The organism is Blautia caecimuris (genome assembly GCF_024622975.1).
In the GTDB taxonomy this organism is placed as follows: Bacteria; Bacillota; Clostridia; order Lachnospirales; family Lachnospiraceae; genus Blautia_A; species Blautia_A caecimuris.
On sequence record NZ_JANJZT010000005.1, the window covers coordinates 70,389 to 85,916 of the forward strand.

A 15,528-nucleotide genomic window follows, 5' to 3' on the forward strand; every position below is an offset into this window, starting at 1 on the left:
CTCCTATCTTACGGACGTATCTGCCCATTTCCGTAAATAATGTACTTGGTCGTTGTCAGAGCAAGAAGTCCCATAGGCCCTCTGGCGTGAAGCTTCTGGGTACTGATGCCGATTTCTGCTCCATATCCGAATTCACATCCGTCTGTAAATCTGGTGGAAGCATTGACGTAAACTGCAGCAGCGTCTACCTCATCCAGGAATTTCTGTGCATGCATATAATTGTTTGTAATAATAGCTTCTGAATGACCTGTGTTGTAACGATTAATATGCGCAATGGCTTCCTCTACAGAATACACTATTTTAATGGACAGTATGTAATCCAGATATTCCGTTCCCCAGTCCTCTTCATCAGCCGGAACTGCTCCGGGCATCAGAGAAAGAGCTTCCTGGTCTGCGCGCATTTCCACATGCTTTTCGCGGAGTCTTTCTGCCAGTACAGGAAGAAGGACTTCTTTCATACTGTCATGAACAAGAAGGGATTCGCAGGCATTGCATACGCCTACCCTCTGAGTCTTGGCATTCATGATAATGTCTGCCGCCATTTCCGGATCAGCCGTTTCATCTACATAAATATGGCAGTTTCCGGTACCTGTCTCAATAACCGGAATGGTACTCTGATTTACCACTGCCCTGATCAGCCCTTTTCCGCCCCGTGGGATCAGCACATCCACATATTCATTCATTTTCATAAATTCCCCGGCGGTTTCTCTGGAGGTATCCTCGATCAGCTGAATGGCATCTTCTGTAATTCCCTGCTCTTTCAAGGTTTCACGGATACATGCCACAATTGCCTGATTGGAATGAATGGCATCGCTTCCTCCTTTCAGGATCACCACATTTCCTGTTTTAAAGCAGAGCCCGAAGGCATCTGCAGTTACGTTGGGACGCGCCTCATAAATAATTCCGATAACTCCAAGGGGTACTCTTTTCTGTCCTATCAGAAGTCCGTTGGGACGTTTTTTCATTCCCGTAACTTCCCCGACAGGATCTTCCAGATCTACAAGCTGGCGAAGTCCGTCCGCCATTCCTTCAATTCTTTCTCTGGTAAGAAGGAGTCTGTCCACCAGTCCTTCCGGCATATGATTTGCCTTTCCGTTTTTTACATCTTCCTCATTGGCCTTTAAAAGAGCCTCTGAATTTTTTACCAGGTGATCTGCCACAGCGGCAAGCACCTGATTTTTTTTATCTGTGGAAATGGTGCGGAGAGCAGCTTCTGCATCTTTTGCACGCTTTCCAAGCTGAACAAGCATTTCTTTCATAATCTGACCTCCCTGAATTTTAGCCTCTTATGCACTGTTTTTCCGTTACAACGATCTCCGGTGAAATATCTGTAGGCTCTGTAGGGACCTGTGGGAGAAGCTGAAATTCAAAGGCTGCTGCCACACGTTTTACCCGAGGATGTTTTTCCAGATAGCGGTCATAAAATCCTCCGCCATAGCCTACTCTGTGATTCTGTCTGTCAAAGGCAACGCCTGGCATGATCATCAGGGCGTCCTCCCACTGTACGATTTCTCCGGACACCGGCTCCGGGATCCCATAGTATCCCGGCTCCAGCTGCGCAAAATCTGTCAGTTTATAAAAAATCATATCAAGCCCCTGTACCTTTGGCACAGCGATTTCTTTTCCGTCTGCCCAGGCTTTTTCAATGAGAAAGCCTGTCATTACTTCATGATTGTAATCTGCATAAACAAGGATTCTGTCCGCTGTCTGATATTCCGGAAGAGCAGTGATATTTTTTGTGATCTCTTTGCTCCATTCCTGTATTTCTTTATCAGAACACGCTTTTCTCTCTGCAAAAATCTGTTTTCTAATGGCTTTCTTTTCTTCCATATTTTTCACCTAAATTCGTAATACTTCCATCTTCTTCTTTAATGCTGATATTGTCAAGCTGACTCCTTAAATTCATGCGGATGGTCGCAATATATTCTTTGCGGAGAGCGTCTCTTTCCTTCTTTTCTTCTTCTGTAAGACCCACACTTTTGGCTTTATGGGCAAGTGTATTGATGCGGTCGATTTTTATGTTATCCATATTTTTCCCTCGTATGATATTGTAGTAGTGTTTATAGACCATCTCCAGGGTCTCTATGTTATATATCAAAGCTTCGGCAGAATAGCTGCCTGCATCTGTTACAGCAGTTTTTCTATATAATCAATGAGATAAAATTCCTCTTTCTGGTTTCCAACAAATAAGGTTCCGTAATTACGGCCTTCCATAACCTTGTGTATCACATGGAAATCTCCGCCGTTGGCGATCACCATATCCGCTCCTGCAGCCGTGGCGATCTCTGCAGCCGTAAGCTTTGTTGCCATTCCGCCTGTTCCCACCTTACTTCCCGGGCCTTTTCCCATGCTTTTCAGCTTTTCATCCAGCTTTTCTACGGTGTCGATAAACTTTGCATCCGGATTGGTATTCGGATCGTCTGTAAACAGCCCGTCAATATCTGAAAGCAGGATCAGAAGGTCTGCGCCGATCAGAGCTGCGATAACTGCGGAAAGCGTATCGTTATCGCCAAAGGAATCCAGCGCTTCCAGCTCAAAGCTTGAAATAGAGTCGTTTTCATTGACCACAGGAATGGTATTCAGTGTCAGAAGCTCCTCAAAGGTATTTCGGGCATGCATGCGGTTCAGATTGTTGACCATGGTATTTTTTGTCATAAGGATCTGAGCTGCCATCTGATTATATTCGGCAAAAAGCTTCTGATAGATCATCATAAGCCTTGCCTGTCCCACTGCGGAGCATGCCTGTTTTACCTTCAGCTCTCTGGGGCGCTCATTGAGGCCAAGGGCAGCAGAGCCCACGGCAACGGCGCCTGAAGTTACAAGTACCACGTCTTTTCCCTGATTGTGAAGATCACTAATCTCACGGACAAGCACCTCCAGCTTGCGAAGATCAAGTCTGCCTGTTTCTTTGTGGATCAGGGAAGAAGAGCCTACCTTGATCACAACACGTTTTTTATCTTTTAATAATTCCCGGTAATTCATTGTTGTCTGTCTCTCCAAATCTGTTTTATCTGTTGATTCCAAGGGCTGCCAGAGCCTCTGACTGTTTCTTTTCCATAACAGCCGCCTCTTCCGGTTCCATGTGATCATATCCCAGAAGATGAAGCATACTGTGCGCAAAAAGGAAGCTGAACTCTCTTTCTGTACTGTGTCCGTATTCCTCAGCCTGAGCATATACCCTGTCCACAGAGATCATAACATCTCCCAGCAGAAGCTCGTCTGTATCCAGGTCAAAGTATTCATCCTGATCCTCAATAATGGAATAGTCTGCAGGAGACGGAAACGGGATCATAGGAAATGAAAGTACGTCTGTGGGCGCATTGATATTTCTGAACTGGGCATTTACCTCCTTGATCTCCTCGTTATCCGTGATCACAAGATTCACGCTGGCCTCATAGGGGCACTGCTCGGTTTCCAGAATCTTATGTGCCACGCGGTTGGCAAGCTGCGTATAATCAATGTCCAGTTTTTTTTCTGTTTCATAATCTATCTGAATCGTCATGATTTTTTCTCCTGACTGCGGCGGGCTGTACGGGGCTTCGCCGGCTTCTGTTTTTTCTCATATTCGTCGTATGCCTGTACAATCTGCTGAACAAGAGGGTGGCGCACAACATCCTTGCTGGTAAGCTGGCAGAAGCCGATATCCTCTATTTTTTTCAGCACCTTCATGGCAACATCCAGACCGGAAACCGCATCTCTGGGAAGATCCTTCTGAGAAGCATCTCCGGTGATAATAACCTTTGAGCCAAAACCGATACGGGTCAGAAACATTTTCATCTGTGCAGGCGTGGTATTCTGCGCCTCGTCAAGAATAATAAAGGCATTGTCAAGGGTACGTCCTCTCATATAGGCCAGAGGTGCAACCTCTATCAGTCCTCTCTCCATATTTTTTGCAAAGCTGTCTGCTCCCATGATCTGGTAAAGAGCATCATAAAGAGGACGAAGATATGGATCTACCTTGCTCTGAAGATCTCCGGGCAGAAATCCCAGTTTTTCCCCTGCCTCAATAGCAGGACGGGTCAGAATGATGCGGCTTACCTCTTCGTTTCTGAAAGCAGTGACTGCCATTGCCATTGCAAGATAGGTTTTTCCTGTACCCGCAGGTCCTACTCCGAAAACAATCATTTTTTTACGGATCTGCTCCACATATTCCTTCTGTCCCAAAGTTTTGGGTTTAATGGGACGTCCCTGTATGGTATTGCAGATAAAATCTTTATCGATTTCTGTAAGAACCTCATTTCGCTGCTCCATGGCAAGAGCCAGGGCATAGCTGACGTTCTGTTTTGTGATGGTATTTCCTCTCTGCGCCAGAACTGCCAGTTCGCCGATCAGTTTTTTCGCCTGGGAAGCGCTTCCCTCAGTTCCAAGTATTTTCAGAATGCCGTCTCTTGATATCAGAGTGACATTCAATGTTCTTTCGATCAGTTTCAGATGTTCGTCGAACTGCCCGAATACATTCCCTTCCAGATCAGCCGGAATTTCCAGATGCAGCTCGATAATACTGTTAGCCATTCTCTGTTGTCCTTTCTTTTGGTTGCTCCAGTATTTCCACCGGAGTTTTCTTTCCGATTTTTTCAATGATCTCCAGATTTCCTCTGCTGATACAGGTTCTGTGATCCACATCTATTTTAACATTATTTGCAGATATTTGAACCCCCTTTTCCATTAATTTTTCTTCATAATCCTGAAGAATACAAAAAGCCTCTGTCTTTGCCTCCTTTTCTGTACGTATTATCTTTTTCTTCTGGTATCGGTTCATAGTAATACGGCCTGTGGAAACAGGAAGCCTAAAATTCTCAGTGAGCTTCATCGGAAGCTCTTCTGTCAGAGTATGCCAGCCCTTTTTATGCTCTGCTCCCCATTCCAAGTATAGCTTCCCAATCTTTAAAAAGCCTCCAGTTTCCTGAATATTTTCCCGTATTTCTGCTTCATACTCCAATGGAAGCTCAGCATAATAGGACAGCTTCCTTTTTATGTAAATATCTGCATCTGCATGGACATATTCATAGCGCGTCACTTCCTGACTGTCATTTTTTAATTCAAGACAGCCGGAAACCAGAACGTCTCCTGTTTTACAGTTTTCCCCTGGTCTGATCCGGGGAACTCCGGCCCTAGTAATGATCTTTACCACGGTTCCGGATTCTGTGGCTGTCAGATTGCAGGGTTCTACTTTTTCTTTTTTCTTTTTATTCTGAAAATCCCCTTCTTTTACTGTAATAACCAGTCGTGTTCCTTCTGTTCTTGCGGAAACCCAGGCTGTCTGAGGATATTCTTCCCGGATGGAAGCTGCAATGGCGCTGCAGTTTAAAGATTTTTTTTTCATACCATGGGAAACACCCTGATCCTCCAGAAACTTCAGGATTTCCGGTGTGCTGTTCGCCCTGTTTCCTTCAATATGGATATTCCAGATACGTCCGGAAAGCATAAGAAGAAGCATTCCGCACAAAAAAAATCCCAGAAAAAAAGCTTTTCTTTTTACGCCTTTTTCCACCCAGAAAGGAAGCCCCTGTTTTTCCAGAATATGAATTCTCGCCTTTGTTTTTCTCCGTATTGGTCCCAGCAGAAAAAAATGGTTGACGGAAAAAATACAGGTAAAGCTCTTATCCTTATTTTGTCTCAGATTCCGGACGACAATTCCTCTTGCCATGCAGAGATTAAAAAAACGTTCTGTCTGTCCGCCACAGATAAGAACTTCCACATATCCGTTCAGAAAACAAAGGATTTTTTCCATAGCTTCCTCCTACCGTTCCGGAATGATCCGGGAGATTTTTCCTGTAACTGTCATCTCTTCCATGGTATACCAGGGAATTTCCAGATTTTTTCCCATGATTGTCAGTTTTCCCGAAAAAGTGCTTACAATGATTTCCTCCTCTGTCAGCTTCAGAATACTGCGGTAATTTTCAATAACAGCCTGGCTGCATCCTGTCAGTGTAACAACAGTCTCTCTGCAGGCAAGATCTCTGGGAACCTCAAGAGCAGTCAGACAGCCTTCCCTGAGCTGTTTTCTTTTTTGCTGAAAAAACAAAGCATCGACCTCCTCTGATTCCCGCCCACATAAAAACAGAAAAACCTTCGGCTTTTATCGTAATTTATGCCGAAGGCTTTATCTTTATTCCTGACGGAACAATACCATGGAAAACCATAATATTGTATTGCCGCCCAGATTGTATTCCATTTGCTGTTCTTCTACAATTTCCGCAGCCACTACTCCATGGCTTTCCAGACAGGGATGCATTTTTTCCGGATGCCTGCAGGGTTTTCCCTGGGGGAATGTACACTCCTGACAGATATCACAGGATTCTGTGGACAGGGTAAAAACGGAAAACCCCTGTTCCCGGAGAAATGAGGCGATTTCTTCTGTGATTTTTTCGTGCTGGTGTCTGGTGGAAAGCATTTCCTCCATATTCATAAGATCCGACACTTCCGCCACACTGGAAAAAAACACTGCCTGGGGATATCTGCTGATCCTGTCCCGGCACTGCTCCAGTGAACCTACAGCCGGAGGGCAGGCCCAGGTAGTGCCAAAACGTTCACATTCCTGACTGCAGATCGTGCGGACCCTTTCCCTTACCTGAATTCCCTTTGTGTCAAGAATACGGTACTCATACACCGGAAACTGAGAAATATATTCCTCAAATTTTCCCATATCCAACTGTTTTATCATAAGCTTATCCTTCCTTCTGTACTGCCTGTATCATAATCCGATCAAACAAACCGCCCATTGTCAAAAACCGGTAGAATTGCGGTAACCCTGGTATAGCAGAAAGTTAGTATTCGTTATACTAATTCAAAATGATCAGCGCCATAAATACAAGGTTTTCTTCACCGGCATTTGTCAGCGCATGGCCTTTGCCGTCCGGAGTAAAGGTCATGTCTCCTGCTTCTACCATACGAAGTTCTCCGTTATCGCTGTAAATTCCTTTTCCGGAAAGAATGTAATAGGTTTCGCTTTCTCCGTGATGTTCATGATATCCCAGGGAACAGCCCGGTTCCAGAGTCACCTCTGCATAAAGACCACATTTTCCATTTAATTGTTTTTCATTAAGGATCGGCTTAAGAAAAACATGCCCGTTTCCTCCGCACATGTTTTCAATACGCTGAATTTCCATAAAAGAATCCTCCCTGGCAAAAACTTTTTTATTTATGATAAGGTTCATTGTTCAGAATACGGAATCCTCTGTATATCTGTTCCAGAAGTATCATCTGCATCAGCTGATGAGGAAATGTCATTCTGGAAAAGCTCAGCCGGAAATCTGCTCTTTTTAGTACCTGTTCACTTAGTCCAAGAGAGCCTCCGATCACAAAAGCAACCGAGCTTTTTCCTTCAATTCCCAATTGACCGATTTTTTCAGAAAGTTCTACAGAGTCCAGCATTTTTCCGTCAAGGGCAAGAGCGATCACGTAATCCTGGTCCCGGATATTTTTCATGATGCGCTCGCCTTCTGTTTTTTTGATCTGTTCGTTTAAAGCCTCAGAAGCCTTGTCCGGAGTCTTTTCATCAGCCACCTGACAGAAGGTAAGCTTACAGTATCTGCTCAGACGTTTTGCATATTCCTGTATCCCTGCGGTAAGATATTTTTCTTTGATCTTGCCCACAGATAAAATCCGGATCTCCATTATACTTCATAGTCAAGACAGATACGGTTGCAGGTAACTGTCCTGATAAAAGAAACCATTTTCTGATGTTCCGGGTGAACCTGATAACCGTCAAGAGCCTCCTGGGATTCCAGTTCACAGAAAAGTCCGATTTCATGTGTGCTGGCAGGAAGAGCATCTGTGACTACCTTAACAGATATCAGCCCCGGGACGATTCCCGTCAGACGTTCCAGCCCTTCTTTGATCCGTACTGCCGCTTCTTTTTTCTGTTTGTCATCTAAAGTTTCCTGAAATGACCACATTACAATGTGCTTTACCATGTTTTTCTCCTTTCTTTCCTTTACAGGCTTTCTTCAATAAAATTCTGGAATTCCTCCATGGACATCAGAACCTTCCGGGGCTTTGTGCCTTCCTCCGGTCCTACAACTCCGGCATCACAAAGCTGATCCATGATTCTGGCAGCTCTGTTAAATCCGATTTTAAACATACGCTGAAGCATTCCAATGGAAGCTTTTTCCTTATCAATAATAAACTTGCCGGCTTCCTCAAAATATACATCCCTTTCCTCTGCTCCGGATCCTCCTCCGGACAGACTGGCAGTATTTACCTGCTGTTCAATCTGCGGATTGTACTGCGCCGCGGGATTTTTATCTGCAAGAAAGTCCACGATGCTGCTGACTTCTTCGTCTGAAACAAAAGCGCCCTGCAGTCTGGCAGGCTTCTGATATCCCTGAGGATAAAAAAGCATATCTCCTTTTCCAAGAAGCTTTTCTGCGCCGTTCATATCCAGAATTGTTCTGGAATCCACGCCTGAGGAAACAGAAAAAGCAATTCTGGAGGGCATATTTGCCTTAATAAGACCTGTGATAACATTTACAGACGGCCGCTGTGTGGCTATGATCAGATGGATTCCCGCAGCCCGGGCAAGCTGGGCCAGACGGCAGATCGCATCCTCCACTTCTCCCGGAGCCACCATCATCAGATCCGCAAGCTCATCCACGATAATAATGATCTGAGGCATACGCTCCGGCGGGGTTTCTCCCTCGGGGATCCTCATTCCATCTACTTTTTTATTGTACTCCTGAAGATTTCGCACATTAAATTCCGCAAAAGTGTTGTAGCGGTTCATCATCTCTGTTACTGCCCAGTTCAGTGCGCCTGCCGCCTTTTTGGGATCAGTGACTACCGGGATCAGAAGATGAGGGATTCCGTTGTACACGCTTAATTCAACCACCTTGGGATCGATCATGATCAGCTTGACCTCTTCCGGTTTTGCTTTGTAAAGTATACTCACGATCAGAGTATTGATACATACAGACTTACCGGAGCCTGTCGCTCCTGCGATCAGAAGGTGCGGCATTTTGGCAATATCTGTAACAACAGGCTTTCCGGCAATATCCTTGCCTACGGCAAAGGAAAGCTTTGATTTTGCACCCTGAAACTCCTGGGACTGCAAAATCTCCCGGAGCATAACTGCCTGATTTTCTTTATTGGGAACCTCGATTCCCACAGCTGCCTTTCCGGGAATCGGCGCCTCAATACGGATATCCGGAGTTGCCAGGTTCAGCTTGATATCATCAGCAAGACCTACGATTCTGCTGACCTTCACTCCCATTTCCGGCTGAAGCTCATATCTGGTTACTGTGGGACCGCAGCTTGCGTTTGTCACAGTAACATTTACACCAAAATTATGCAGAGTATCCTGAAGCTTCTGGGCAGTCTGGCGAAGATGGGCATCGGAATCGCCTTTGCCCTTTCCGTTTCCTCTTTTCAGAAGCTTCAGAGGAGGATAATGATATTCTTTTTTTACTTCTGCATCCTTACTGGTAATCTCCTTCTGGATATTTCGGATTCCATTTTCTATTTCTGTTTTGGACGATTTTGGATTCTTATGAGGCTGAGAGACTTCCGATGCTGCGGACTGAACAGATGCTTCTGTATTTTGCTGTTCCTCTTTCCTGAAATCCTCAAAAGAATCTGAAATTTCTTTACTCTCGTCCTCATAAGCCTGGATTTCATCAAAATCCAAAGAATCTGAAGGCGAGTGTTCCATCTCTATATTAATATCAGTGTGGTCATCAGCAGCCTCACTGGAAGAATCTGCCCGATGTATACTGAATTCCAGCTGTCCCTGACCGGCTGCTGAAGTCCGGACTTCAAAATCCTCCTCAGCGGCCTGAGCAGCAGTCTCTGATGTTTCTTTTGTTTTTTTCTTTTTTGGAGGAGTCAGTTTTGTTCCTTCCAGAAAGCCGTGAGAAGAAGCCTCTTTCTGTTCCTGTCTGGCATTAAGGGCCGCAGCCGCCTCACTGTTTTCCTGTTCCAGAGCCTGGGCAGCCTGTTTTTCTGCCTCTAACGTTTCCTCCAGCCTGCGTATTCTTTCTGCCTGACGGTTTTCCCTCTTCTGTCTGCGTTCCTGATCCCGGATCTCTTTTTTCAGATCCCGCTCCGGCTGCCCTTCCATATAGCGTTCATGTCCGCCCTTTACAAGGCTTACAATGCTGTCCCAGATTTTAAAAATAAAATCAAAAAAGGATCTCTGAGTAATCAGGATCATTGTAATAAGAAGCACAAGTACAATGATAATATATCCGCCTACAATTCCAAAAGCAGACGTAGAGGACATGCAGATCGCGCCTCCGATCACACCGCCTCCCGTATGAAGCTCTGAACTGCGTTTATAATAATCCATAAATCCCGTACCCGGAAGATATCCCTCTGTTAAAAGCTGTACAAAGCCACACAGAAAAAGAAAAAACACAAGGGCTGCCAGTGTTTTTTTGTACGCGAGAGGATTTTTTCTGTTGGACATCAAAAAGGCAGCACCCACAAAAAGCAGTACGGGAAATACATAAGCCAGAAGTCCCATAATCCCAAAGCAGACCGCGCTGATCTGGTCGCCTACAGCGCCGCCCAGTCCAAAATTACTGATAACCAGGATCATAGAAGCAGCCAGAATGATCAGCAGAATGATTTCTGTCTGGAATCCACTTGTAACATTGTGCTTTTTAGCAGTGGTTTTTCTTCTTGATGCGGTACTCTTTGCTGTTTTTCCTGTGGTTCCTCTTTTGCCTTTCTGGTTCTTTGATGCTGCCATATCCAGGCTTCCCTCCTACTACTTCTATTGCTTTTATTACTACCGGTATCAGAACCCGTTATAAGTTCTGATACCCTTTTGTTTTTTTATAACACATAATTACCGATAAGAGCAGCAAAGCCCACAATAAAACAGTAATATGCAAAATAACGGAATCTGCCCCTGTTCACAAGTCTGAGCAGTACACGGATGGTAAAATACCCCACAACTGCAGAGATGAGCATTCCCAGTACAAAGGTAAATCCCAGGCCAACGGTCATTGCAGGCGCGCTAAACTGTCCCAGCTCCACAGCCAGGGCTCCGATAATAGCCGGCACTGACAGAATATAAGAATATTTCACTGCAAAACTCTGTGTAAATCCACTCATCAGACCTGCGCTGATCGTCAGTCCGCTTCTGGAAAGTCCGGGAAATACAGACAGTCCCTGACAAATACCAATCCACATGGCATTTCCGAATCCGGCGTCTCTTGCAGCTTTTTTTCCGCCCATTCTGCCAAGATCCACCACAAGAAGAACGATTCCTGTGATCAGGATTCCCGCTCCCGGCAGCAGCTGTGAAGAAGCCGCAAGCACAACAAGCCTTCTGGCTGTGTAACCCAGAAGTGCAGTCGGTATCATAGAAACAAGAAGCAGGAGCGCAAATTTCTTATAAGTACTGCTTACGATTTTTGCATATCGAAGTCTGTCTCCTGTTCTTTTATTATGGATATAAAGAGACAGATTTCCGATTGTATCCATCAGCATGTCCAGAGACTCCAGCAGAAGTCTTGAAATATCCTTCCAGAAAGTAAGTATCACTGCTGCCAGCGTACCAAAATGAAGCATTGCTTCCAGAAGAACACCCGTTTCGTGCTCCATCCCCAGAATGTTCTGAAGAATGCACAGATGTCCAAAACTGCTTACAGGAAGAAACTCCAGTATTCCCTGCACAACTGCAAGCAGGATCACATATAAAACTGTCATATTTTTAACCTTTTCTTTCGTCTGTTTTCTTCAAATGGCATGAAAGCTGCCGTTTTATTCCATGTAAAAGCCAAAAATTCAAAGTGTTTTCCCGGCTTTTGCTGTATCAGTATATCACAGTTCTGAAAAAGTTACAAGATATCCCCGGCAAAAAATCGAACATGTGAGCGAATACAGTTGCTGCTGCCGGACGCATCCCCGCGGAACTTTTTTATTTCCCTGAAAAATCCGTACAGACTGTACTATATTCCCGGTAAACAAAAAAAGGAAAACTGCCACAGCATACAGCCGTGACAGTTCCCCGAATCATCTCAGCCTGAACATTGCGTTTCCGCTTTTATACAGGCTATTATTATTTTAAAATCAGTTTGTGTGAGGCAGTCTCTCATCGATCATGTTCATCAGATGATCTGTGGAGCGAAGCGGTGCTACAAATGCAGCATCTTCCACAGCTGCAAGTTTTGCATTTTCACATGCAAGAACTCCGCCATAAATCTCGCCCATTTCTGCATAACGGTAAACCGGAAGCTTATCGTTCATCTCATCAGAAATATCCTCTACATCATCAAACGGCATTTCAACCTCATATACATGAGCCAGCTCTGCAGCAACCTCCCAGTTGGAGAATACCACATCTTCCTCAATGGCCTGTTCAACAACCTGAAGTCTGCGCTCAGTATTGGTGAAAGTACCATAGGTAGACGCAAATCCTGTTCCCGGGATCACAACGTCTGCAAGTTTGGCAGCCTCTGTCATGTGAGTATCGCATACCATCAGGAATACAAGCTCTTTCAGAAGCTCCGGAGCCGGATCCTCACCGAATACCAGAAGGGCTTTTACACCTTCCATAGCCTCTGCCCCTGCAGTGATTCCAAGATCAACAAGACCCTGGCTGTTGTTCTTTGCTTTCAGCATAAGGATACCGTCGCGGGCTTTTCCGATATGACCGGAAACAACTGCGATGTCACCAAGAAGCGCAGCAGCCTCAGTAGTTACTACGTTCTGCTGGAATACGATCATTGCTTTCTTTGCATTTGCATAAAGCTCAGCGATCTCTTTTGCTTCTTCAGATACAGCAACACCTTCTACAGATGCCTTGAATGTATCAAAGCCTTCTGCACCTGTGCCCTTGCCCATATCAAGAAGAGCCTTTGCAACACCCTTGAAGAAACCAAGGCTGTTGTCTGTCTCAACAGTTTTATAAGCAAAGCTCATATGATCCTGTGCATATCCTTCCGGATTTACAAGGATAACCTTTGCTCCGTTCTTTGCTGCCTGTTTCAGTTTCAGACGGATCACCTGATTTTCTTTTGCAATAAAGCCTGCGCACAGGATCACATCTGCAGAAAGAACCTCGTTGATGGTGTTCGGAGAAGCGTTTACGCCCAGAACCTTTTCAAGACCGTTCTCTCTGTTGTTGAAGCAAAGAGTCTTAGCTCCGATAGAATCTGCGAACTTCTTGATCACATATGCTTCTTCGTTTGTATATCTGTCAGAAACTGCTACAGCAACTGCGTTTCTTCCGTATTTTGCGGCAAGAGATTCTGCTTTCTTTGCAGTCAGCATAAATGCTTCATGATAATCAACCTCTGTAAGCTCTCCGTCCTTTCTTGCCATTGGCTCAAGAAGTTTGCCGTCCATAACAGAACAGTCAAAGCCGAACTTTCCTCTTCCGCAGAGAAGTCCTTTATTGACAGCGCCTTCTCTGTCCGGAACAGCTTTTACCAGCATGTCTCCATAGGTTTCAAGATGCATGGAGCAACCTACTGAACAGTAAGCGCAGGTAGTATCGGTAGCCTCAGTGTCAAGCGGAACAGATTTTTCAAGAGTAAGATTTTCCTGAAGAGCGCCTGTAGGGCAGACACTTACACACTGGCCGCAGGAAATACATCCTGTCTCAGAAAGCGGCTGTTCAAGAGCCGGCATAACAACTGTGTCAAATCCACGTTTCACAAGGCCAAGAGCGCCTACTCCCATAACCTCATCGCAGGCACGAACACAGAGACCGCAGAGGATACATTTATTCGGATCCCTTAAAATGAACGGATGCTCATCGTGGAATTCCACTTCATTGATGTCTCCTGCCAGACGGTCCGGATCCACATCGTACATATTTGCATAGGAGATCAGCTTACACTCAAAGTAATCTTTACATCCGCACTCCAGACAACGATGAGCTTCCTCAACAGCCTGCTCCTCGTCGTATCCGAAGACTACCTCTGTAAAGTTGTCTTTTCTTTCTTCTGCATTCAGCTGCTCCATAGTCGGACGGCACATTCTCTCACGGTCTTCAAAAGTAGCCGGTGTTACGTCCTTTTTGGTTACATAATAGTTTGGCTCGTATTTGATCTCTTCTCCGCGAAGATAAGCATCTACGATCAGATAGCTCTTCTTGGCATCGCCAATGGATTCAACTGCGATGGAAATCTTGTCATTACCGCAGTCACCGCCTGCGAATACGCCCGGAAGTGCTGTCATGTATGTATCTTTATCATAAACAAGGCCGCCCTTTCTGGTAAGCTCAACCCCGTTCATTCCTTCTGCATTTACTCTCTGGCCGATTGCAAGGATTACAGTGTCCACATCAATCGTCTCTGTTTTTCCTTCTACCGGAACCGGAGCGCGACGTCCGGATGCATCCGGCTCACCAAGTTCCATAACCTGAAGAACCATCTGACGGCAGTGTCCGTTTTCATCAGAAATGATCTCAAGAGGATTGGTCAGGTTCAGGAAGATTACTCCCTCTTCCTCTGCTTCCTCGATCTCGATCATATCTGCAGGCATCTCATCTTTTGTTCTTCTGTAAATATTATAAACCTTGTCAGCGCCAAGACGTACTGCTGTACGGCAGGCATCCATAGCGGTATTACCGCCGCCTACAATGGCAACGTTTTTGCCAAGGTCAATATCTTCATTGCGGACAACTTTTCTGAGGAAATCAATACCGCCGATTACACCCTCGGCATCCTCGCCCTTGCAGCGGACACCGGTAGATACCCATGCACCGATACCAACGCATACAGCATCAAAATCTCTGCGGATCGCTTCAAAAGAGATGTCCTCGCCGATCTTTGTATTTGTAACCATGGTTACGCCCATTTTTTCAAGAACAGCGATTTCCTCATCCAGAACTTCTTTCGGAAGACGGTATTCCGGAATACCATAGCGGAGCATACCGCCAAGCTTTGGCATTGCCTCGTAGATCGTCACATCATGACCAAGCTGACGGAGGAAATATGCCATGGAAAGTCCGTAAGGACCGCCGCCGATCACAGCAACGTTCTTTCCTGTGTCCGGCTCGCACTCCGGAACAAACGGATCTTCACCGAACTCGTCAGTATCTGCTGCAAATCTCTTAAGGTTTGCAATAGCGATAGGCTCGTCTACCATACCGCGGCGGCATGCTGTCTCACACGGATGAGGACAGACACGACCGATAGATCCCGGAAGCGGAATGTTTTCTCTGATCAGTTTGATGGCCTCTTCATACTGTCCGTTTGCGATCAGACCTACATAGCCCTGACAGTCTGTACCTGCAGGACATGCAAGCATACATGGCGGACGGCAGTCACCCTTATGGTTGGAAAGAAGAAGCTCCAGGTTTGTTTTTCTTGATTCAATAACACGCGGTGTATTGGTATGGATGATCATATCCGGTGCGATCTCGGTTGCACAGGCCTTCCAGAGTTTCGGATTGCCTTCCATCTCTACCATACAAAGTCCGCATGCGCCGTAAATTTCTGTTCTCTCATCATAGCAAAGAGTAGGAATGAAAATATCGTTCTCTTTGCAGACATCGAGAATGGTCTGGCCGGGAAGTCCATAGACTTCTTTTCCGTCGATATTTAATCTATATTTATTCACAGTCTGCAC

The 15,528-nt window shown here is 45.4% G+C and carries 15 protein-coding genes and 2 pseudogenes; all 17 read right to left on the reverse strand.

Features of this window, described 5'->3' with window-relative positions; all coding sequences use genetic code 11:
- Positions 1 to 8: 8 nt before the first annotated feature.
- Positions 9 to 1,259: a glutamate-5-semialdehyde dehydrogenase gene (locus NSA57_RS04945; protein ID WP_257464191.1), complete on the reverse strand. Its 1,251-nt coding sequence runs from the start codon at positions 1,257 to 1,259 to the stop codon at positions 9 to 11.
- Between the two features lie 19 nt (positions 1,260 to 1,278).
- On the reverse strand, positions 1,279 to 1,830 hold the full coding sequence (locus NSA57_RS04950) for a 5-formyltetrahydrofolate cyclo-ligase (protein WP_173752148.1): 552 nt from the start codon (positions 1,828 to 1,830) through the stop codon (positions 1,279 to 1,281).
- A complete protein-coding gene (locus tag NSA57_RS04955) occupies positions 1,808 to 2,029 on the reverse strand; it encodes a DUF896 domain-containing protein (RefSeq protein ID WP_147598947.1) in 222 nt (73 codons plus the stop codon). Before NSA57_RS04955 ends, NSA57_RS04950 begins: the two co-directional genes overlap by 23 nt.
- A 98-nt stretch (positions 2,030 to 2,127) precedes the next feature.
- Positions 2,128 to 2,982, reverse strand: coding sequence for a glutamate 5-kinase (gene proB, locus NSA57_RS04960; RefSeq protein ID WP_022067690.1), 855 nt, complete (start codon positions 2,980 to 2,982; stop codon positions 2,128 to 2,130).
- 25 nt (positions 2,983 to 3,007) lie between these two features.
- A complete protein-coding gene (gene ybeY / locus NSA57_RS04965) occupies positions 3,008 to 3,502 on the reverse strand; it encodes an rRNA maturation RNase YbeY (RefSeq protein ID WP_147598946.1) in 495 nt (164 codons plus the stop codon).
- Positions 3,499 to 4,512, reverse strand: a complete 1,014-nt coding sequence (locus tag NSA57_RS04970) for a PhoH family protein (protein WP_173752150.1) — start codon at positions 4,510 to 4,512, stop codon at positions 3,499 to 3,501. Before NSA57_RS04970 ends, ybeY begins: the two co-directional genes overlap by 4 nt.
- The gene (locus NSA57_RS04975; RefSeq protein ID WP_257464192.1) at positions 4,505 to 5,731 is read right to left on the reverse strand and encodes a sporulation protein YqfD; all 1,227 of its coding nucleotides are present in this window, start codon (positions 5,729 to 5,731) and stop codon (positions 4,505 to 4,507) included. Before NSA57_RS04975 ends, NSA57_RS04970 begins: the two co-directional genes overlap by 8 nt.
- Positions 5,732 to 5,740: 9 nt before the next feature.
- The gene (locus NSA57_RS04980; RefSeq protein ID WP_022067686.1) at positions 5,741 to 6,025 is read right to left on the reverse strand and encodes a YabP/YqfC family sporulation protein; all 285 of its coding nucleotides are present in this window, start codon (positions 6,023 to 6,025) and stop codon (positions 5,741 to 5,743) included.
- Between the two features lie 84 nt (positions 6,026 to 6,109).
- Positions 6,110 to 6,664: a DUF2284 domain-containing protein gene (locus tag NSA57_RS04985; RefSeq protein WP_147598943.1), complete on the reverse strand. Its 555-nt coding sequence runs from the start codon at positions 6,662 to 6,664 to the stop codon at positions 6,110 to 6,112.
- Positions 6,665 to 6,782: 118 nt separating this feature from the next.
- The gene (locus tag NSA57_RS04990; RefSeq protein ID WP_022067684.1) at positions 6,783 to 7,109 is read right to left on the reverse strand and encodes a cupin domain-containing protein; all 327 of its coding nucleotides are present in this window, start codon (positions 7,107 to 7,109) and stop codon (positions 6,783 to 6,785) included.
- A 28-nt stretch (positions 7,110 to 7,137) separates the two neighbouring features.
- The gene (rlmH, locus tag NSA57_RS04995) at positions 7,138 to 7,617 is read right to left on the reverse strand and encodes a 23S rRNA (pseudouridine(1915)-N(3))-methyltransferase RlmH (RefSeq protein ID WP_022067683.1); all 480 of its coding nucleotides are present in this window, start codon (positions 7,615 to 7,617) and stop codon (positions 7,138 to 7,140) included.
- On the reverse strand, positions 7,617 to 7,916 hold the full coding sequence (locus tag NSA57_RS05000) for a Dabb family protein (protein ID WP_022067682.1): 300 nt from the start codon (positions 7,914 to 7,916) through the stop codon (positions 7,617 to 7,619). The genes rlmH and NSA57_RS05000 overlap by 1 nt, the downstream gene beginning before the upstream one ends.
- A gap of 20 nt (positions 7,917 to 7,936) precedes the next feature.
- Positions 7,937 to 10,690: a DNA translocase FtsK gene (locus tag NSA57_RS05005; protein ID WP_257464194.1), complete on the reverse strand. Its 2,754-nt coding sequence runs from the start codon at positions 10,688 to 10,690 to the stop codon at positions 7,937 to 7,939.
- 86 nt (positions 10,691 to 10,776) lie between these two features.
- Positions 10,777 to 11,655, reverse strand: a complete 879-nt coding sequence (locus NSA57_RS05010) for an undecaprenyl-diphosphate phosphatase (protein ID WP_147598940.1) — start codon at positions 11,653 to 11,655, stop codon at positions 10,777 to 10,779.
- Positions 11,656 to 12,018: 363 nt separating this feature from the next.
- Entirely contained in the window at positions 12,019 to 14,754 is a 2,736-nt protein-coding gene (locus tag NSA57_RS05015) for a molybdopterin-dependent oxidoreductase (RefSeq protein ID WP_390428637.1), read from the reverse strand.
- Positions 14,728 to 14,940: pseudogene (locus NSA57_RS19915) on the reverse strand (FAD-dependent oxidoreductase); the annotation flags it as partial. The pseudogene NSA57_RS19915 and the gene NSA57_RS05015, both read right to left, overlap by 27 nt.
- Before the next feature lie 60 nt (positions 14,941 to 15,000).
- Positions 15,001 to 15,528, reverse strand: a pseudogene (locus tag NSA57_RS19920) (2Fe-2S iron-sulfur cluster-binding protein); the annotation flags it as partial.